This window comes from Georgenia wangjunii (genome assembly GCF_036421975.1).
In the GTDB taxonomy this organism is placed as follows: Bacteria; Actinomycetota; Actinomycetes; order Actinomycetales; family Actinomycetaceae; genus Georgenia_A; species Georgenia_A wangjunii.
In genome coordinates this window covers 143,815-161,156 of record NZ_JAZGON010000002.1, presented here as the reverse complement: position 1 = coordinate 161,156, position 17,342 = coordinate 143,815, and the positions used below count along the sequence as shown (strand labels likewise).

Annotated in this window: 22 protein-coding genes; 4 read left to right on the top strand and 18 right to left on the bottom strand. The window is 70.5% G+C overall.

Annotated elements, in window-relative coordinates:
* Positions 1-97 precede the first annotated feature (97 nt).
* From V2J63_RS04675 to V2J63_RS04660, 4 genes are all read left to right on the top strand, one after another.
* Positions 98-1,036 (top strand): LAPAL motif-containing putative phage structural protein, encoded by a 939-nt coding sequence (locus tag V2J63_RS04675; RefSeq protein ID WP_331229843.1) that lies wholly within the window; start codon positions 98-100, stop codon positions 1,034-1,036.
* Positions 1,017-1,256, top strand: coding sequence for a hypothetical protein (locus tag V2J63_RS04670; protein WP_331229842.1), 240 nt, complete (start codon positions 1,017-1,019; stop codon positions 1,254-1,256). Before V2J63_RS04675 ends, V2J63_RS04670 begins: the two co-directional genes overlap by 20 nt.
* Positions 1,257-1,508: 252 nt before the next feature.
* Positions 1,509-2,114: a hypothetical protein gene (locus V2J63_RS04665; protein WP_331229841.1), complete on the top strand. Its 606-nt coding sequence runs from the start codon at positions 1,509-1,511 to the stop codon at positions 2,112-2,114.
* A gap of 37 nt (positions 2,115-2,151) precedes the next feature.
* A complete protein-coding gene (locus tag V2J63_RS04660; protein ID WP_331229840.1) occupies positions 2,152-3,300 on the top strand; it encodes a heparan-alpha-glucosaminide N-acetyltransferase domain-containing protein in 1,149 nt (382 codons plus the stop codon).
* Here V2J63_RS04660 and V2J63_RS04655 read toward each other — a convergent pair.
* From V2J63_RS04655 to V2J63_RS04570, 18 genes are all read right to left on the bottom strand, one after another.
* Complete coding sequence (locus V2J63_RS04655) at positions 3,297-4,379, bottom strand: hypothetical protein (protein WP_331229839.1); 1,083 nt, start codon at positions 4,377-4,379, stop codon at positions 3,297-3,299. The genes V2J63_RS04660 and V2J63_RS04655 overlap by 4 nt on opposite strands.
* A 36-nt stretch (positions 4,380-4,415) precedes the next feature.
* The gene (locus V2J63_RS04650; protein ID WP_331229838.1) at positions 4,416-5,090 is read right to left on the bottom strand and encodes a hypothetical protein; all 675 of its coding nucleotides are present in this window, start codon (positions 5,088-5,090) and stop codon (positions 4,416-4,418) included.
* Positions 5,087-5,662, bottom strand: a complete 576-nt coding sequence (locus V2J63_RS04645; RefSeq protein WP_331229837.1) for a hypothetical protein — start codon at positions 5,660-5,662, stop codon at positions 5,087-5,089. The genes V2J63_RS04650 and V2J63_RS04645 overlap by 4 nt, the downstream gene beginning before the upstream one ends.
* On the bottom strand, positions 5,659-6,186 hold the full coding sequence (locus V2J63_RS04640) for a hypothetical protein (protein ID WP_331229836.1): 528 nt from the start codon (positions 6,184-6,186) through the stop codon (positions 5,659-5,661). The genes V2J63_RS04645 and V2J63_RS04640 overlap by 4 nt, the downstream gene beginning before the upstream one ends.
* Positions 6,186-6,404 (bottom strand): hypothetical protein, encoded by a 219-nt coding sequence (locus tag V2J63_RS04635; RefSeq protein ID WP_331229835.1) that lies wholly within the window; start codon positions 6,402-6,404, stop codon positions 6,186-6,188. Before V2J63_RS04635 ends, V2J63_RS04640 begins: the two co-directional genes overlap by 1 nt.
* The gene (locus V2J63_RS04630; RefSeq protein ID WP_331229834.1) at positions 6,401-6,559 is read right to left on the bottom strand and encodes a hypothetical protein; all 159 of its coding nucleotides are present in this window, start codon (positions 6,557-6,559) and stop codon (positions 6,401-6,403) included. The genes V2J63_RS04635 and V2J63_RS04630 overlap by 4 nt, the downstream gene beginning before the upstream one ends.
* A 3-nt stretch (positions 6,560-6,562) precedes the next feature.
* Positions 6,563-6,880 carry a hypothetical protein gene (locus tag V2J63_RS04625; RefSeq protein WP_331229833.1) on the bottom strand — a complete coding sequence of 106 codons (318 nt, stop codon included), beginning with the start codon at positions 6,878-6,880 and terminating at the stop codon, positions 6,563-6,565.
* A 3-nt stretch (positions 6,881-6,883) separates the two neighbouring features.
* On the bottom strand, positions 6,884-8,065 hold the full coding sequence (locus V2J63_RS04620) for a peptidoglycan-binding domain-containing protein (protein ID WP_331229832.1): 1,182 nt from the start codon (positions 8,063-8,065) through the stop codon (positions 6,884-6,886).
* A 4-nt stretch (positions 8,066-8,069) separates the two neighbouring features.
* Complete coding sequence (locus V2J63_RS04615; protein WP_331229831.1) at positions 8,070-8,219, bottom strand: hypothetical protein; 150 nt, start codon at positions 8,217-8,219, stop codon at positions 8,070-8,072.
* Positions 8,220-8,286: 67 nt separating this feature from the next.
* The gene (locus V2J63_RS04610) at positions 8,287-8,556 is read right to left on the bottom strand and encodes a hypothetical protein (RefSeq protein ID WP_331229830.1); all 270 of its coding nucleotides are present in this window, start codon (positions 8,554-8,556) and stop codon (positions 8,287-8,289) included.
* A gap of 218 nt (positions 8,557-8,774) precedes the next feature.
* Positions 8,775-9,134, bottom strand: coding sequence for a hypothetical protein (locus V2J63_RS04605; protein ID WP_331229829.1), 360 nt, complete (start codon positions 9,132-9,134; stop codon positions 8,775-8,777).
* Between the two features lies 1 nt (position 9,135).
* Positions 9,136-9,351 carry a DUF7620 family protein gene (locus V2J63_RS04600; protein WP_331229828.1) on the bottom strand — a complete coding sequence of 72 codons (216 nt, stop codon included), beginning with the start codon at positions 9,349-9,351 and terminating at the stop codon, positions 9,136-9,138.
* The gene (locus tag V2J63_RS04595) at positions 9,348-9,650 is read right to left on the bottom strand and encodes a hypothetical protein (protein ID WP_331229827.1); all 303 of its coding nucleotides are present in this window, start codon (positions 9,648-9,650) and stop codon (positions 9,348-9,350) included. The genes V2J63_RS04600 and V2J63_RS04595 overlap by 4 nt, the downstream gene beginning before the upstream one ends.
* A 34-nt stretch (positions 9,651-9,684) precedes the next feature.
* Positions 9,685-10,146 (bottom strand): hypothetical protein, encoded by a 462-nt coding sequence (locus V2J63_RS04590; RefSeq protein ID WP_331229826.1) that lies wholly within the window; start codon positions 10,144-10,146, stop codon positions 9,685-9,687.
* A 25-nt stretch (positions 10,147-10,171) separates the two neighbouring features.
* Complete coding sequence (locus V2J63_RS04585; RefSeq protein ID WP_331229825.1) at positions 10,172-10,786, bottom strand: hypothetical protein; 615 nt, start codon at positions 10,784-10,786, stop codon at positions 10,172-10,174.
* A complete protein-coding gene (locus V2J63_RS04580; protein WP_331229824.1) occupies positions 10,786-11,955 on the bottom strand; it encodes a hypothetical protein in 1,170 nt (389 codons plus the stop codon). The genes V2J63_RS04585 and V2J63_RS04580 overlap by 1 nt, the downstream gene beginning before the upstream one ends.
* Positions 11,948-14,134, bottom strand: a complete 2,187-nt coding sequence (locus V2J63_RS04575) for a fibronectin type III domain-containing protein (protein ID WP_331229823.1) — start codon at positions 14,132-14,134, stop codon at positions 11,948-11,950. Before V2J63_RS04575 ends, V2J63_RS04580 begins: the two co-directional genes overlap by 8 nt.
* Positions 14,134-17,331 (bottom strand): tape measure protein, encoded by a 3,198-nt coding sequence (locus V2J63_RS04570; RefSeq protein WP_331229822.1) that lies wholly within the window; start codon positions 17,329-17,331, stop codon positions 14,134-14,136. The genes V2J63_RS04575 and V2J63_RS04570 overlap by 1 nt, the downstream gene beginning before the upstream one ends.
* Positions 17,332-17,342: the final 11 nt, after the last annotated feature.

Below are 17,342 nucleotides of genomic sequence, written 5' to 3'. Positions count from 1 at the left end.
GCCGCGGATCCGCGGTTTCGGACGGGCGGCCTACGGTACGGTCGCGCCTAGCCGGCGCCGAAACCAGCGCCCGTGATGACCAACAGGGGGGATCGGGATGGACGACAAGCTGGATCAGGAGGCAGCCAACGAGCCGGGTCAGGACATGATCCAGCTGCGCTACGGCGACGAGCAGGGCGAGTACCACGACATCAACGCCAGGGACCTGGCGGAAGTCCTGCAAGGGCTCACGACGCTCGTGTCCGACTCAGCGAAGGCGGGGGTCTTCGGAGAGGGGCCGCCCCCGGAAGTCCGCGTGCGGCCGTTGAAGGAAGGCTCTGTCGCAGTCGAAGCCGTGCTGCAGTGGGCCGTCGACAACCCGGAGTACGGCGCCATCGGTCTTGGCGGCATCTTCGGCGGCGCCGGGTGGGCACTGAAGGTCTTCATCGGGGCCGCGATCAAGCGCCTACGGGGACGGCCCGAGGCAGTCGAGCAGCTGGACAGCGGGAGCTACCTGGTCACATGGCCTGGAGGGTCCGTGGAGGAGGTGCCGGAGGACGTCTGGAAGATCCTGAACAAGCCCTCCAAGCGAACGCGCAAGGCCATGGCGCAGTTGCAGGCTCCGATGTCAGAGGATGCCTCGTTCATGGAGGTGCGCGCTGCCGACCGCGACGCCGACTCCAGGGCCATCCTGGAGACGCCGACCGACGTTCGAGCGGAGAAGCGGGACTACTACGCCGCCGCCGCGACGGAACCCGAGAGGGATCCCCTCGAGGTCACGCACGAGGACATCGAAGCTCAACTCGGGGCGATCAACTTCCGCGACCCGACCAAGTGGCAGGTTGCTGCCCTGGGTCGGACCAAGAAGGCTACGATCGCTGATGAGAAGTTCCTCGCGAGCGTCGAGCGCGGAACCCAGTACGGGAAGAACGACATCTTCCGCGTGACGCTCGTCGAAACCACGCAGGTGCGCGAAGGCCGGAACAGGATCGACTGGACGCTGACCAAGGTGGTCAGGACGCGACGGGGTGCGGATGATGACGAGGAAGGTCAGTAACCGAGTGCGCCGGACGAATCTCGCCCTCCTTGCTGTCGATGCCCTCGCACTCATCCTCGCGGTCGCCAGCGCGATCGTGGTGAGCGCGGCAGTCGCTCGCGGGTCCCATCCAGCGCTGCTGCTGGTCCTTGCTGCTGTGCTGCCGCTCGTGGTCTGGTCGATCCGAGACGGCGCCTTCGAGATCAAGCTCCGGCGCGCGCTCACCCGATCGCCGAGATAGGCATACAAGGCTCACGTCCGCACCGAACCGCGTCCGCCCGCGAGCGCCTGGAGCTCGGCGCAGCGAGCGGCCGCGCGACCGAGCACCAGTAGCGAGCGCAGCGACAAAGCAGAAGAGCGCCCCGCCCCGGCCCCGGTGAGGGGCGAGGGCGGGGCGCATGGGGGTGCTGCTGTTCCGGGACGATTGGGCCAGGCGCGCCGTGCCCTTGGGTACTAGGGTCGGGCCCCCACTTGAACTGCTACGGGGGTACCGATGGCACGCTCTGCCTTGCAGAAGTTGCAGGATGCGAACCGGGCCATCGACGCGCTCGAAAGTTCGACGTCTGTGGACGAGGTTCAGGTCCACTTCGCCGAAGCGGCTAACGCACTGAAGGCCGCCTACGACAAGATCCCGGTGGAGGCGATCGCCGCCGTGAAGGGGCGTTCCGACGCGAAGAGACAGAAGGCACGACAGCGCGAGTGGTGGGTCGCCGAGCAGCGCGCCGCCCGCGACGATGAGCTCATCTCGTGGGTGTTCGCTGCTCGGAACGACGACCAGCACGTGCCCATCGACGAGGAGCGGCTTGTCGTTGGTGCGGACTCGTACATCGAGCACCTGGAGACCAGCGTCGGTGCTGACGAAGCCCTCGTCATCGGCCCGGATGGCCCATGGCGGATCACCGGGCAGGGCACGCCGCACGAGCGTCGCAGCAGGGAGCCGTTTCGCGGCCGTGTCACCTTGGTGACGACCCTTCATGACGGCCCTAGCACTCACCGAGGTGCACCAGTTGCTGATCAGACCCCGGCAGGTGTTCTCCGGCTGGCGCACTCCTACCTAGCAGATCTTTGGACGCGGAGCCGTCAGAACGTAGGCAGCTAGCTGCCCTTGTCGCCGCGTCCCGGGACGATTGGGGCAGGTGCTCGACTTCGCCGACAGGCGAAGCGGAAGCCGTGCGATGATCCCGAGCATGGGGGACGTCGGGAAGCGCCGGGTTCTGTACGTCGACTGGGCGCGAGGGCTGGCGATCAGCCTCGCCCTCTTCTCTCACGCGATGCTGGGCGTCGCGGGGTGGGAGTCCCTGAGCGCCGACTACCCGGCCCTCTACGGTCTTCGGGTCATCACCCGGGCAGCGACGCTCACGTTCATCTTCCTCTTCGGGATCTCGCTGGAGTTCGCCTACGTCCGCCGCTGGGAGCACGATCCCGGCACGGTCCGCCGACGGTTGCTCAAGCGAGCAGCACAGTGCTACGGCGCTCTCCTGCTCCTCGCGATCGCCGCATTCATCGGCGGATCGATGTCTGGACCGGAGGTGCTCCTGGCTGCGGTGCTTGCCGCACCGGTCCTCAACGGCGTCATCTTTGTGTTCTACGCCGTGACGATGCTGCTCGCCATGGCCCTTGTGCCGCTGCGCCGCCGCATCGGTGTCCTGCCCACCCTCGCCCTAACGCTGGCGTGGTGGCCCACCGCCGCACTCCTCCGTTCTCTCAATCCGACCGACCCGCGACTCGACTCGATCACATCGCGGGTCCTTGGCATTGGCGACGAGCTCGGCCCCTCGGTGCTGCACGCCCTCCCCATCGTCGTTCTTGGCATGGCGGTCGGACGCTGGATCCGAACCCCGCAAGATCGCGGCGCTCGGCGCGACGCCGGTATCGGTGTGGGGATGGCGGTGGTCGGTGGCCTGGCTGCCGGCTTCATCGATGGCCCCTTCGCGGCGGTGACGCACTTCGTCCACGACTACCGGGCCACCAACCACTTCGGGTACTACGCGATCGGTGCGAGCGCCGCCCTAGCCATCCTCGGTCTGTGCTGGCTGATCGAGACGCGCACCCGGCTCCTCTCGCGCCGGGGTCCCTGGACGTTCGGCGGGCACTCCCTCCAGGCGTTCATGCTCGGCAACGTAGGAATCAACCTGTTTACCGGCCATGTCTTTCTCCCGAACGGCCTCGTGGGGATCTTGTTCTCCGCGGGGTACGTCGGCCTCTTCTGGGTAGCTCTGCGAGCCTGGCGGACCTACCGGAGCACCACGGCAAGCAGCCGCGCGACTGCAAGCGCAGCGCGCTAGGTCGTCTGCCAGGCGACTGTTCGGGCGAAGGGGCCGAGGTCCCCGCCCACGACGACGACGCGCGCAGCCTGGTCGGTGGACGCGGAGTCGGTGCGAACCGCAGCGTCGAGAACGTCACCCGGGGCGAAGCCCACAGCCTCCCAGGTGACGTTGTCGTAGGTGACGACGCCCGGGTGGGTGTCCCACCCCGAGGGGTACCAGGTGATCTGGTGGCCGTAGACGGTGCCGGGCTCGTCGCCGTGCCCGTGGACGACCATGGTCGTGTCGCGGAACGTGGTGCGGCCGGGCATGAGCATCTGCCCCGTGTAGGGGGCAGAGCTGACGTGGATCTCGGAGTCGATGAACTGGGTGACGCCCTCGCGGTTGTAGACGTACAGGCCGGAGAGTGCAGTCATCCGGGTGAAGGTGATGCGGGAGTCGCCGTAGGCGCTGATCTGGGTGGACTTCCCCACGCCGATCGGCGTGAGGTCGGCGACGTCGGTGCCGTTGACCGTGATGGTCTTCGAGCCGCCATACCCGGCCGAGTCGATCTCGATGTCGAGGTGCGCCCCGCACACGTCGCCGCTGCCGGTGTAGCCGACGATCTCGACGATGGTGTGCCCGCCTGTGACGGTGATGCCGCCACGGAAGCAGTCAACTCCTTCGGTGTTGACAAGGGTCGCCCGGACGTTGCGGTTGAGGTGCAGGCCGTCGGACGGGGAGTTGATGACCTTGACGTTCTCGGTGAGGAACGGCTGGCGTCCGGGTCCGCCGGGGTTACCGCTGATCGAGACGAGCATCGCCTGCTCGAGCTCGTAGCCCTGCCACGGCCCCTGCTCGACGAGGTTCCCGTCGATGGTCATGTTGCGGAGCCTGATCGGTGCCCGGTCGTCGGCGGAGGCCGGCGGGAGGCGGTTCTCGTTGGTGAACGTCCGGGTCCAGTTCGGCGCGTTGGCGGGCCGGCGGACTGTGGAGCCGTGGCCGTCGATCGTGATGCCCTCGTGGAAGTCCACGGACGCCACGACGTACTCGGCGTTGGGCGCGAGGTGGATGAGGTCCGCGGTGTCGACGGCTGCTTGCAGCGCCTGGGTGTCAGCCACGACGTCGCCCGTGGGTGCGGCGACTGTCGCTTCTCTTCAAGTGGGCCAGGTCTCCGCGGTGCGCCACATGACGACACCGGAGACGGCGCCAGCGGCGGAGCACTCGATGCCGAAGAAGTTGCGCGCCACGGTGACGCCTCCCGGCAGGTTGCCCAGGTTGCCGTAGTTGCCGGGCATGTCCGGGCGGAACCCGGCCGGGAGGTTGAAGAACACGTTGGCGGTCTTCGCCGACCCGTTGAGACCACCAGAGGGCAGGTGCAGGGTCACGATGTTGCCCTCACGCGAGAGCCGTAGTGCCGCCCCGGTCGTCCACCCGTTGACGAGGTCGGCCTGGAGGATCTGGCGCGTGACGGAGCCGTAGACCATCTGCTCCCCGACGAACACGCGCGTGCCGACGGTGGTATCGACCGTGAACCCGAGCGCCGTCCGGGCAGCCGGTGCGTCGGCGGCGCGGAGCACCTGGTCTCCGACTGCGGTGACGACGTCGGCCGTCACGTAGTCGCCCGCCGCCTGAGCGCCGACCGCCGCCGGACCGACCGGCTGGCCGCCGATGGCGAGGCGCCCGTCCTCGGTGGGTGTGGCAAAGGTGCCCGTCAGATCCACCTCGAGCCGTTCCTTGGCCCGGTCGTAGACGTCCGGCGGCAGGTCGTTGTCCGCGTTCGTGGTGACGATGCCGTCCCAGTCGGCCGGCTCCCAGGTGGGCTCGCTCACGGTTGTGCTCCAATCATGTAGATGCCCGTGCGGGCGGAGGGCGAGAGGGTGGGCACACCGCGCGCGTCGAGCTCGTCCCCGACGGCCTGCGGCACCGCCGCGACCGCCTGGAGCGCGTCGTCGGCCGCGGCTCGGGCGTCGTCGGCCGCCGCCTGGGCGGCGACCCTGGTCTCGTCGGTGACGACGGGGATCGTGCCGGGGATCGTCCCGACGTCGGCGACCTTCACGAGGTCGACCGTCTCCCCGACCGGGAGCGAGAACACCTGCGTGTCGATCGAGGTCGCGGGGTGGAAGTACGACACCTCCCACTGCCAGTCCACCGGGACCCGCGCGGGGTCATCCGTGCCGATGAGCTCGACGAAGCGCCCCTCACCCTGCGCGAGCCACCCACCGCTGTCCGACGTCACGACGACGCCAGCGTGGTAAGAGGACGGGATCTCCTCCCCCGTTCCCAGCACCGACGCCACGCGCGGGCGGAAGGTGGCCTCCACGCCCGCCAGGGGCTTGCCGGCGCCATCGCGCATACGCCGCACGACGCGGCCCATGCCAGGGCTGATCGGGGTATCGGTCATGGTGCGGTCCCTCCGGTTCGGAACACCCCGGGTCTGGCCGGGTCGGGTATGAGCGAGAGCGAGCCGGCGCCGCCTTCGCCGGAGCCCGGCGGGCCGGGCGGCCCCGGCGGGCCTGCAGGGCCCCGGACGTAGCCAGCGTCGACGGTCCCGCCCCCGTAGCGGGTCAGGATGAGGGAGCCGTCCTCGACCGAACCGCCGATGAGCATCTGCACCCGCGTCGCGAGGACGTCGGCCGCGGCCTGTGCAACGGTCGCGTCCGCCTCCTTCGCGGTCAGGTGCACCGGATCCACGCCGGCGGCCGCGACCGTGGCTCGCACGTGCGTGTGCGCGGCGTCGGCCTGGAACTGGCCCACGTACCCGCGGGGGTTCGTCACCAGCTGCACCGCCGCCGGCGCAGCGCCCATGCCGTAGGGCGTGACCGCCTCGCCGGTGTCCGCGTCCACGACCGTGACCGCCGCACCGACCACCGGCGCGAGCGAGCGCACGTCGACGACCAGCAGAGGCCCGAACGTGTGGAAAGCCATCAGGTGGTCCCCTCTCTCACCGGCGGGATCCACCGGAGACGCTCGACGTCGACGCTCACGCCATGGCTGACCGCGAGCGCGGTGAGCATCCGCTCGACCAGGTCCTCGAGGTCGCGCCCGTGGGCGACCTCGTCGGTCAGCCGGCGCTCGAGGTGGTCGCGGGCGGCGACGTACCCGGCAGGGTCGGTGACCGGCGGGAGCTCGAAGGCGACGGTCATCTGTCGTCGCCGCCTCGGTAGTGGGCGTGGTGGCGGGAGGCGGCCGAGCGGGACGCGCGCCGAGCCACGCTGGCCTCGGCGTCGTCCTGCTCGGCGCACTCCGCGGCCGCGAGCGCGGACGTGTAGGGCATCCCGCAGCCGGTGCACTCGTGCATGGGTCAGCCCTCGGCCCGGTGGCGTGGCTCGGACTCCACGCCCGTGCCCAGGCCGATGAGCGTGAGCCAGCGCTGCGCCCACGGGGCGGCCATGATCCGGGTGAGGAACGCCGCGGCGGCCGCGACGGCACCGAGCGTGCCGCCGAGCCAGGCGACCCAGTTCTCGGGCAGGTACGGGCCGACGGTCTCCGTGAGCAGGCCGACGAGCGCCGGCCAGGCCGCGAGCGCGGCGAGGAGGTTCGCGACCAGCGTGCGGAGGGTCGCCTTCCAGGGGTGCGCGACCTGCGTCGGCGTGCCGGGGGCCGGCGTCTCGACGGTCACGGGTCAGGCTCCCTTCCGGACGTTGAGCGTGACGTCGGCGTCGACGGACTCGATCGCCTCGGCCACGCCCTCACCGGCGCCAGCGCGGGCGCCCTCGCGCGCGGCGGTCGCGACGGCGTCGAGGTCGATGCCGCTGCCGGAGGTCGCCTGCTCGAGGGCCAGGCGCAGACCGGCGGTCTCGCCGGCAACCTGCGCGGCGAGGGTCTTGGCGTCGGCGACCTCCTGCCGCAGCGACACCTTGCCGTCGGCGTCTGCGGCGGGGTCGCCGGGCCGGCGGATCCCCGAGGTCTGGTTGGACGCGGCGACGATGTGCCCGTACACGCTGAGCTCGCCACCGCCCGGGCCGCGGTAGTTGAGCAGGCCGCTCACGAACTCGTTAACGATCTTCGTCATGTCGTGCTCCTTGAAGTGGTCGTCTGTTGCGGGACCCCACCAGCCGTCGGCGGACAGGGCGTCGGGGCGGTCGCCCTGGTAGGCGATGACGGCGGCCCGGAAAGCGGGGCCGGGATCGTTGTCGATGTACTCGAGCGCGGGGCCGGCGTCGTAGTAGCCGAGGACGGCGAGTGCGACCTGCACCTCGGACACGTCCCGCACCGGCGCCTTGAGCGCGACGGCGGGGGTCTTCGGGCCGGACCTAAGCAGCGTCCCGATCTGGTCGCGCATGGCGCCCATGGTGTAGCCGTTGATGTCGACCTTTCGGCCGCGGGGGGTGGCGTACTCGGCGTGCGAGAAGTGCATGGACTCGTCGAACCCGGAGTACGTGGAGAACGCGGCGTTGATGCGGGGGTAGGCCCATCGCTGGAAGTCGGTCCACCCGTTGCTGCCGTCGTCCTCGGCCTCGGTGCCCCAGAGCTGCGACGCCGAGGTGAGGCCCGCGATCGACCCGGCGCCGGCGTGGTTCGCGCGCCCGGCTGCGACGAGCACCACGCTCGAGCGGCCGAGGAACACGTTGCAGAGCGGGCCCGGGATGCCGGGCCGCCCGTTGAGGCAGATGCGCAGGGAGGGGCGCTCACCGGTCTTGGGGCCAGCGGTCCAGTGGGACAGGGCGCCGCGCGGGTTGAACGGCATCCGTGCGCCGGTGGCGAGATTCCGCACGCCGCGCGTCTCCCAGCCGGCGACGACCTCGACGTCGAGTCCCCAGTCGAGGAGGTGGTCGAGGATGCCGGGGTGGTAGTAGGTGGACATCAGGTCACGTCCTTCCTGTGCGCTGGACGCGGACGGTGGGGACGGCGTCGTCGGGTGCGGCGTAGTCGGCCATGCGCCCGTCGCGTTCGCGGTCCCAGTCGATTCCGACACCGGGGGCGTCGGCGTCGGTGGGTTCGGGCGTGCTCTCACTCATCGGTGGTTCCTTCCTCGGGGCATGACGAACACCCCGCCGGGATGACGGGGTGTGCCGGGCGAGCGGGTCAGGACATCGGGACGACCTCGAACTCCCAGCCCGTGCGAACCGCGTTGTCGAACAGGTCGCCCGGAGTGACGTTGTGCGGCAGGCGTCCGTCCGTGAAGGCGTGGAAGCCGAGCATCCACAGCGCCTCGTCGCACTGCTGCGAACAGAACAGCGTCGTCGGGTTCTCGATCCGCGTGGCGACCCAGCCCTTCGCTAGGCCGACCTGCGCGAGACCCAGGGTGATGACGTCGAGGTAGCCGTAGGGGATGCCGACCTGCGACGCGGCCACGGCAGGGACGGCAGCACGTTGGACGTCTGTCAGCGGCGGGGACGCGATCACGTCGCCGGGCTGGACCTTCCCCCACCGGACGCCCCCACCAGCCGCCTCCACACAGTTGCCGGCGGCGTCCACGACGAAGCGAGTGTGGTTGTAGCGGGAATGGTCACCCGTGCGGATCAGCCAACCGGCGAGGTGCGATCCGGCGGCGAACGCGATGTCCCCTGCCCTCACGCCTCGTCCTCCGCGATCTCCTCGGGCACGGACCTCCCGAGGAGCCGCCACCGGTCAGCGCCCAGCAGAATCACGACGAGCACGACCGCGCTGATGAACTCGTCGTGCCCATCCCACCCGCCGAGGAGGCGCTGCATCACGAGCTCCTCCGTGCCCAGCGCCGCGACCGCGACGCCCATGAGGATCAGGTGCCACGCGTGGATCGAGCGCTTCACCTTCACGCGGGTGCGGTAGACGTAGGGGCGACGCGAGAGCCGGACCCGCCACGGCACGAAGAGCCGCCACCAGTACCGGACCACCGCTCCCCACCAGATCACCGCCAGCGCGAGCAGGCCCACGTTCGTCAGGTGCGACATCTCAGTTCCCCCCATACGCGTTACGTAGCCGCTGCTCGAAGTGGTTCTCGACAAGGACCGCATCGACGTCCCACGCGACGAGGTTCACCGGCACCCAGCGGCGGCGCGCCGACTCGAGCGAAGCCTCGGCGGCCTCGACCGCGCTCCGCGCCTCGTCCAGCTGCGGCGGCGGCACGGTGGCATCGTCCTTCCGGCGCCTCGACAGCCAACCCGTCATGGCTGACCCTCCTGATTGACGTCGACGGGCAGCGACCGCATGACCTTCGCGGTGATCTGGCCCACGGGTAGTAGTGCGGTGACCTGCCTGCGCGTCTCCTCGTGCGCGGCGATCTCCTTCGCGTGCGCGGTCTGCCACTCCGCCGCCTCCTTGAGGCGCGCATCACGGTCTGCGCGCAGCTCCTGAAACTCACGGTCGGTGCGGACGTCGCCCTTGAGGAACGCGCGGATGATCACCCACGCGAGCAGGACGAATGCGCCCCAGCCGGACAGGCCCGGGATGCTGAGGGGCACGCCCATGAACTCCACCATCAGGCTGCCCCCCGCCCGGCGCTCACGCGGTCACCACGTCCCAGCCCGGCGGGTTCTCCGCCGGCGAGGTCGTGTTGTCGTCGACGAGCGATCGCCACACCTGCCCCTCGAAGACGACCCGCTCGCCCGTGCTGTAGCTCGCGGCCCCGACGTAGGGCTCCGGGATCTGAGGCACGCCCTCGACGAGCTGCCAGCCGGGCCCACCGGGCTCGGTGATCGTCCCCGGTGGCAGAGCCATCCACAGCGCGCCCTCATGCTGGACCGTCCAGCCCGCCGGGTAGAACGCGTCGATCGCGCCCACCGGCTGCGCCTGCCACGGGTCGCCCGGCTTAAGTCCGCGAGCGCGGAGGTAGGACGTGGCGAGGTGTGCGAGCTCGAGCGGTGCACGCTTGAGGGTCCTCTTGCGGTCTAGCTCGGACTGCGCGTCGCGGATCAGGCTCCGCAGCTCGTCCTCGCTCATGGTCGTCAGGTCGATGCCTGCCACCCGGGCCCCCCTCCGGTCGGTTCGGTCAGTCGTCGGCGATGTCCACGGGCACGGTCAGCGCGGCGAAGACGCTCGGCGTCCACGTGAACGCCGCCTGCGCCCGGTACGACAGGACCGACGTCTCCCCGTCGATGAAGACGTGGATGGTCTGGTTCACGCCGCTGCCCGAGACGCCCGCTGGGATCGGCAGAGTGATGTCGCCGACGCCGGTACCGGTGATGTGCGCCCAGGCCGGCAGCACGAGGTTCGGCGTGAGTCCGGTCGAGAAGGGCGTCGCTGCGGTTGAGGCGGTCGCGTCGGTGGCCGTGCGCCTGAACCAGGCGCTCAGCAGGCCCTGGCCCCGTCCGACCCGGACTACCCGGAAGCGGCCCGTCCAGACGCTGCCCTCATGCGTCGCTGTCGCCTCGCGCGCCTGACCGCCGCCGACGACGGCCAGGACGAGCATCTGCCGACCCGAGAACAGCAGCAGGACGCGGTCGCCTGGGACGACGTGGACCATGGTGATCGGGGTCGAGCCCATCGGGCCTGGGTCGCCGTCCACCCGTACCCGTGTCGGTGAGACCCCGGTGATCGTGCCGAAGCGGTACGGCGACGGGGCCGGTGCCGGGCCTGCGAGGAGGTCCGCGAGCGCGCCGTCCATCACGTGGTCACCTCCCTCAGTGTCGCCGTGACGAGCGCGCCAGTGGCCATGTCGAACGAGCGCTTCTGCACCACGCAGCGGGCGCCGGTGATGCCGGCCTGGGCGCGGCGAAAGAGGACAGCGTCGTTGAGCTCGGACGGCACCCAGGCGTGCCGGATCTCGAAGGTGCTCGCGACCTGGGTGAGGTCGACGAGGCGCCGGGCAGCGAGGTTGTCCAGGACCGCTTGCGAGGTCGCCTCGACGCCGGTCTCGGTGACGGTGTTCGGGCCCTGGTTGGGGACCGACCACCGCGACTCGGGGTCCTCGTTGACGGCGTACCCGACGAGCGCTTCGGTCTCGCCGTCGCTGGTGGCGACGAGGACGACCTCGTTCGGGACGTCGAAGCCGTCGCTGTCGTGGGTGAAGTCGGGCAGGTAGATCGACTCGGCGCCGTCGACGAACGCCCACTGCGTGCCCCGGTCGCTGGGCCGCACGTAGGGGTCGGCACGGAAGACGCCGTACCCGTCGACCCAGACGCTGAGGTAGTTCGCGGCCTCGAGGAGCTCGTTGATGATCTTGAGCTTCGTCGTGCCCGCTCCCCAGACCATCGGGACGCTGAGCGTCTCGGTGGACTCGGTGACGGCGACGCGCGTCTCGCCGACCGAGGCGATGAGCTCGGCCACGGCGGTCGTGACGACGGTGCCGGCGGGGTAGGTGTGCGTGGCCTTCACCTTGGCCCGGTCGAGCGTGAGGAGCTTGTCGTAGAGCTCGATGTCCTGCGTGCGCGCAGCCGCGGTGTGGGCCGTCTTGGGCGCCGCGGGGATGAACACCCCCATCGGCTCCTCGCGCTCTCCGGTGGGGGTGCTGAGGATGTACCAGGGCTGGATCCGGACCTGGTGCCAGTCGATCGGTTCGCCGCCTGCCGTGACCGGCTCGCCGATGTAGGTCAGCGAGCCGGTCGAGCGGATCACGTTATGGATGGAGTACTCGAACGACCCGCCACCCACGCCGTGCTTGCCGCCTTCCACGTCCTCCGCCGTGAGCATCCCGCCGAGCGTGCCGATCGGCTCGTCAGCCCGGTTGAGCAGGTCGATGCGCCAACGCGCCTCCCGGTGCCACAGCAGCGGGTCGACGGCGCTCACGTGCATCGGCGCGGCCGGCTCGACCAGGACGACGGGCGCGCTACTCACGGTGGTCCACCACCGTGAACGGGACACTCAGCTCGGCCACGATCCCCTCATAACTCGTGTCGACGTCCCCGAGGGAGACGAACCAGCGGTGCCCGAGCGGGTCACGCAGGCACAGCGGTGCGGGCAGGTCCGCGAGCGCCTCGATGTCCTCGGCGGTGGCTCCGCCGTCGGGGTTCGGTGCGACGCGCACGGACAGGCCGCCGGTGCGCGAGCGGGCCTCCCCGGTGAACTCGACGGGGTCGGGCCGGCCGGCGAAGTGGTGGAGGACCTTCTCGCGTCCCGCCTTCGCCGAGAGCTTGGCATTGGCGTGAACGCGGGCGACCTGAGCGAACCCAGGACCGCCGTTGATCCAGACCCACTTCTCGCGCGCGCCGGGCGCGACTGTCGCGAGCGCGGCCTCCGCTGTGGAGGGGAGCTCGGAGACGGCGACGACTCGGTAGTAGTTGACGCCGCCGATGATCGGCAGGAAGTCGGTCACCGTGCCCCCAGGGGGGACGTCGTCGGCGATGAGCACCCACGCGCCCTCGTTGATGGCCCGGTAGACCTGGTTGTGGTGGGTGTCGACCTCCCCCTCGCCATAGGCAGGGTTCGTAACCGTCACGATGACGACGCCGGCGCCGGAGTCCCACGTCGCGACGACGGACGGAACCGGAGGCGGCGGGTAGGACACGGTGAAGCCCACGCGGTCCTCGGTCGACCACTGGCCGTAGCCGTTGCGGACCTCCACCCCCACCTCGTAGGTGGTGGCATCGGCGAGCACGTGAGCGAACGTCACGGCGGTGCCCTGGCCGTAGCCGGTACGCATCTCCAGGACCGCGCCGGCCGCGTCATACAGACCAGCCCGCCACTGCGACTGAGCCGTGCCCTCCGAGTGGTAGTACCCCCACGGCACCGTCAGCGACGACGTCTCCACCGTCGCCGGCAGGTTGACCGCCACCGTAGGTGCAGCCGACGCACGGAACGACGCCGTCGTCGACCACGGCGAGGGGTCTGCGTGCTGCCCCCAGGTGCGGACCTGCCACTCGTACTCGGTGCCGTTGTTGAACGACGCGGAGGGCATCGTGCGCTGCTCCAACGACGACACGAGCTTGCCGGTCGTCGTCCACGCCGTCGTGCCCTTGATCCGGTGCCGGATCTCGCGCGCCGTCTGACGGGTGCCGTCCACGCTCTGGTGCGCCCACTCCACGCGGACCGAGGTTGCAGCGTCTGTCGTTCCCGTCGGCGCCAGCCCCGTCGGGGCGTGCGGCGCCGCCAGGAGCTGAATGACGTTCGACGCCGCCGAGTACGGCGAGACGAGACCCGCGTGGGCGGCGCGGAGCCGGTAGGTGTGCGTGACCGCCGGATCCGGGTCGACGTGCGTCCACGTCCACGCGTTCGCCGCCGTCGTGGCCAGCGGGGCCGCGTCCCAGACCCCGTTCGTCGCGTGGTGCACCTGGTAGGCGGCCTCGTCGTAGGCGTTCCGGGACCACTGCAGAACGATGTCCGTCGTGTCCTTCGTCGCCACCGGCGTGCCCGGCGCCGCCGGTGTGGTGACCACCATCGGCCCGTAGGTGTAGGCCGACGTCCCCGCGGCGTTGTACGCGCGGATGCGGTAGACGTACCGGCGGTTGCCGATCGTCGACCGGTCGCTGTACGACGTCGTCGACCACGGCAGCGTCGCAACGAGCACGTGCGCGTTGCGGACGTTGTCCCACCGCTCGAGGTAGACCCCCACCCACGGGCGCGCACCGTCGGCGCCCGTGTAGGACGTCGTCCAAGAGACGTTGATCTGCGTGTCCGACGACCTCGGCGAGGACAGCGCCGGCGGAGCATTCGGCGTCAGGTACGGCCGCGCCGGGATCGGCACGTTCACGTCCACCGACGGCACGAGCCCGTGGTACCCGCCCGACAGGTAGGCACCGAAGTGCCGCTCTCCCGCCGACCCGTAGAGCGTGGGCACCGTCATCGTGTACGTGGCAGTCGATACCCTGCCCTGACGCGCCGCGATGGGCACTGCCCCGGTCCACGTGCCCGTGCGGTTGATCGTCTGGGTCTGGTTCACGGACTGCGTGTGCTCGAGGTGGTACTGGACGGTCACCGTGACCGAGCCCGACGCAGGGTTCCCCGAGACCGTCCACTCGATGCCGAGCCGCGCGGACTGGGTCGGTGTGGACTTGTAACCGCCCCACTTGATCGGCACTACCCGCCCGCCCCCCTCCGTGCTCGAACGTCCAGCCGGCTCGGCAGAGCGGCAGTCACCTCATCCCGCGAGACCTTCCGCAGTCGCGCCATGACGTCACCCCGCTCGTCGACCAGCTGCACGTACTCGCTCCCGCCGCGAGCGCGGCCGGCTGCGAGACGGTGGATGTCCCGGGTGACCTGGTTGGTCAGCACGGACTCGGGCTTGCGTGAGAGGTTGACGCCGATCCCGCCGGGGAGGAGGTCCCCACCCCGGTCGTAGACCTGCGCCGCCGCCCGGCCCCCGGCGGTCTTGGCGCCGGCCAGCGCCTCCCAGTGGAGGTGCCAGCGGTGGTACGGGTCGTTTCCGAAGCCACGCCCCTGAGGGCGCCACCCGCGGCCCGGGGACCAGAGCTGGCCCTGCCACGCCATGTAGTCCGTGCCCAGGCGGGAGCCCTGGTCCACGATGTAGCCCGAGACGCGGTTCAGCTTCCCGATCGCGTCGATGAAGTCGACCGCCAAGCCCTTCGGGTGGCCACCGGCCATGGACTGGTTGAACGCCTGCATCGTGCGGATCCCGCCGACCGCGTCCGCGATGCGGAACGCGCCAGCGTTGACGTGAGGGCGTGCCCCGCGCAGCGACCGGCCCTGTGGGTCGGTCTGCGCTTCCTCGTCCTTCCCGCGGATCCACGACACGAGCTTGTCGATCGCCGACGTCGCCGTGCCGCTGGCGATGTCTCCCATCGCGCCGCGGCCCCCGAGGGAGGACGTGACGAGCGACCGCAGCGGGGTGAGGACCGCGCCGGCGGCGTCCGCCAGCCCGCCCCGCACCCAATCCGCCGCGCCCCGCCAGGTGGCCGACCACGCGTTGCCGAGGTTGTCCCAGACGGACGCGCCGTGCGGCGGGTTCTGCTCGGACCACCCCTGCTGCATGGCCTTGGTCTGGGCCGCCGTGTAGACCCGGCCTGGACGGTCGAAGTTGACGAGCTCGGGGCCTTCCTCGCCCACGAGCGCCCAGCCCGGTCGGGCGTGGCCACCCCGCGCGAAGGCGGGGATCTCGTTGACGACCGGCAGTCGCGTGCTGATGCCGAGCGCCCCGGCCACCCGGTCGAAGACGCCCTTGATGCCGCCGGTGTAGACCTCGCGGATGACCCAGTTGATCGGCGACCGGGCGGCGTTGCGCATGTCGTTGAACCCGCGCATGAAGGTGTTCTTCGCGTCCACCGCGCCCGTGCCGATGGCGGCCAGCGCGGTGCCGAACTTCGCGAAGACGTTGTCGCGGAGCCAGTTCCAGACAGTGCTCGCGGCGGTCTTCACGCCCTGGAGCGCGCCGTCAACGATGTTCCGGAAGGTCTCCGACTTCTTGTAGGCCGTGACGAACGCCGCGACCAGTAGTCCGAGCGCCGCAACGACGAGACCGATCGGGTTCGCGGTCATCGCCGCGTTCACGAGCCACTGGCCTGCAGCCATCGCTTTCGATGCCGCCGTGGAGGCCACCGTCGCGACGCGGTGAGCGCCCAGGGCGATCGTCGCCCGGGTGCGGGCGAAGAAGCCCGCGTTCACCGCGGCGTTCGACCCGGCCTGTGCGGCCGTGCTCGTCCCCGTCGCCGCGGTTGACGAGACGGTCGCCGCGGTCTGCGCGCGGATGGCTGCCGCGAGAGCGAAGCGGGACGAGACCTCGAAGCCCAGCCCGACGACCGACTGCCGGCCGACGAGGTTGTTCGCCAGCTGCATGGTCTTCCACGCGGCGAACCCGACGAGGACGAACGGGATCGCCTTGGCGACGAGGTCGACGTGGTCGGCCATCCACCCGAGGACGGACGCGCCGACCCTGACTGCGTCGGTGAAGCCCGGCAGCGCCTGCTTCGCGTCAACGATCACCGGGGCCAGCACGCCGATCGACTCACCGATCGAGCGGAACGAGCCGCCGAGGCTCTCGGTGTCCCCGCTGCGGAGGTCGTCGAAGAACTGGCCGACGGCGTCCCGGATGTCGAGGATCCGGTCGACCATCGGGTCGTCCTCTTCCCAGCCGAACGCCCTCCGCAGCGCACCGGAGTAGTTGCCGTTCGCGACGAGGTCGTAGAGACCCTGGGCGGCGTCGCGGATGTCGAGGATCCGGTCGACGACCGGGGAGTCCTCTTCCCAGCCGAACGCGTCCCGCAGCGCACTCGAGTAGTTCCCGTTCGCGACGAGGTCGTACAGCCCCTGGGCGCCGGCCCTCGCGTTCGTGAAGAAGCCGACGATCTTGGGCCCGACCCGGTCGATCGTGTCGAGAGACCGCTGTCCGAAGCCGTCCAGGGCGGCCGCCGCCCGGGGGCCGAACCACTCCGTGAAGTCCTCCATGACCGGGCCGAGCCGCTCGTTGATCCCATCGATGAGGACGGTCGCCTCACCGAACGCGGACTTCATGTGAGGCATGAAGACCGACGACGCGGTGACCCCGGCCCGGGAGAGCGCGGCGCCCATGTTCTTGAAGGCGCCTCGCGTGGTGTCGCCCGAGGCCAGGGCCGCCCCGCCGATGTTCTCCTCGATGACCTTGCGGTACGTCTCGGCGTCGACCTTGCCGTCGGAGACCATCTTGCGGAGCTCGGTCGCCGTGACGCCGTACTCGTCGGCCAGCCACTGGAAGATCGGGATACCCCGATCGGCGAGCATGTTGAGGTCCTCGGTGAAGGCGCTCCCGCTCGTCTGGACGCGGTTCATGATCGAACCCATCTCGTCCATCGACGTGCCCGCGATGGTCGCAGCGTCCGCCGTGAGCGAGAGGTACTTCGTGAGCTCCTGGCCCGGCTTGATGCCGGCGGCGACGGCGCCCGCAGCCGCCGTCGCCGCCGAGTCCAGCCCGTAGGCCGTGCCGCGCACGGCACCGAGAGCGGACTCCATGATCGTCGTGACCGAGGCCGCGTCGTGGCCGAGGCCGCGCAGCTTGGCCTGCGCGTCCTCGATGTTCAGCGCCCGGTCGATGCCGCCCTTGATCGCGATGCCAGCGACCGCCGTGCCGATACCCGCGATCGTGGCCACGCCGACCTTCGCGACCGACTTGAACGCTCCGCCGAGGCGCGAGCCCATGGAACGCTCGGCGGCGCCTGCGAAGCTCGACCCCGCCTGGCCGCCCGCCCCAGACATCGCCTGGGTCAGGCCCTTCGTCATGGACTGGTTGAACCCCGGGAAGACCGGGCGGACCTCGACGGCCGCGCCACCGACGATGGGCAGAGCCAAGCGGACCACCG

Bases quoted from the DNA above. Each gene is read 5' to 3' on its own strand.
- V2J63_RS04670 (WP_331229842.1), top strand. From the start codon at position 1,017: ATGACGAGGAAGGTCAGTAACCGAGTGCGCCGGACGAATCTCGCCCTC.
- V2J63_RS04640 (WP_331229836.1), bottom strand. From the start codon at position 6,186: ATGGCTTTCCACACGTTCGGGCCTCTGCTGGTCGTCGACGTGCGCTCG.
- V2J63_RS04595 (WP_331229827.1), bottom strand. From the start codon at position 9,650: ATGGGCGTGCCCCTCAGCATCCCGGGCCTGTCCGGCTGGGGCGCATTC.
- V2J63_RS04675 (WP_331229843.1), top strand. From the start codon at position 98: ATGGACGACAAGCTGGATCAGGAGGCAGCCAACGAGCCGGGTCAGGAC.
- V2J63_RS04630 (WP_331229834.1), bottom strand. From the start codon at position 6,559: ATGCACGAGTGCACCGGCTGCGGGATGCCCTACACGTCCGCGCTCGCG.
- V2J63_RS04665 (WP_331229841.1), top strand. From the start codon at position 1,509: ATGGCACGCTCTGCCTTGCAGAAGTTGCAGGATGCGAACCGGGCCATC.
- V2J63_RS04615 (WP_331229831.1), bottom strand. From the start codon at position 8,219: ATGAGTGAGAGCACGCCCGAACCCACCGACGCCGACGCCCCCGGTGTC.
- V2J63_RS04600 (WP_331229828.1), bottom strand. From the start codon at position 9,351: ATGACGGGTTGGCTGTCGAGGCGCCGGAAGGACGATGCCACCGTGCCG.
- V2J63_RS04620 (WP_331229832.1), bottom strand. From the start codon at position 8,065: ATGTCCACCTACTACCACCCCGGCATCCTCGACCACCTCCTCGACTGG.
- V2J63_RS04645 (WP_331229837.1), bottom strand. From the start codon at position 5,662: ATGACCGATACCCCGATCAGCCCTGGCATGGGCCGCGTCGTGCGGCGT.
- V2J63_RS04635 (WP_331229835.1), bottom strand. From the start codon at position 6,404: ATGACCGTCGCCTTCGAGCTCCCGCCGGTCACCGACCCTGCCGGGTAC.
- V2J63_RS04605 (WP_331229829.1), bottom strand. From the start codon at position 9,134: ATGTCGCACCTGACGAACGTGGGCCTGCTCGCGCTGGCGGTGATCTGG.
- V2J63_RS04585 (WP_331229825.1), bottom strand. From the start codon at position 10,786: ATGGACGGCGCGCTCGCGGACCTCCTCGCAGGCCCGGCACCGGCCCCG.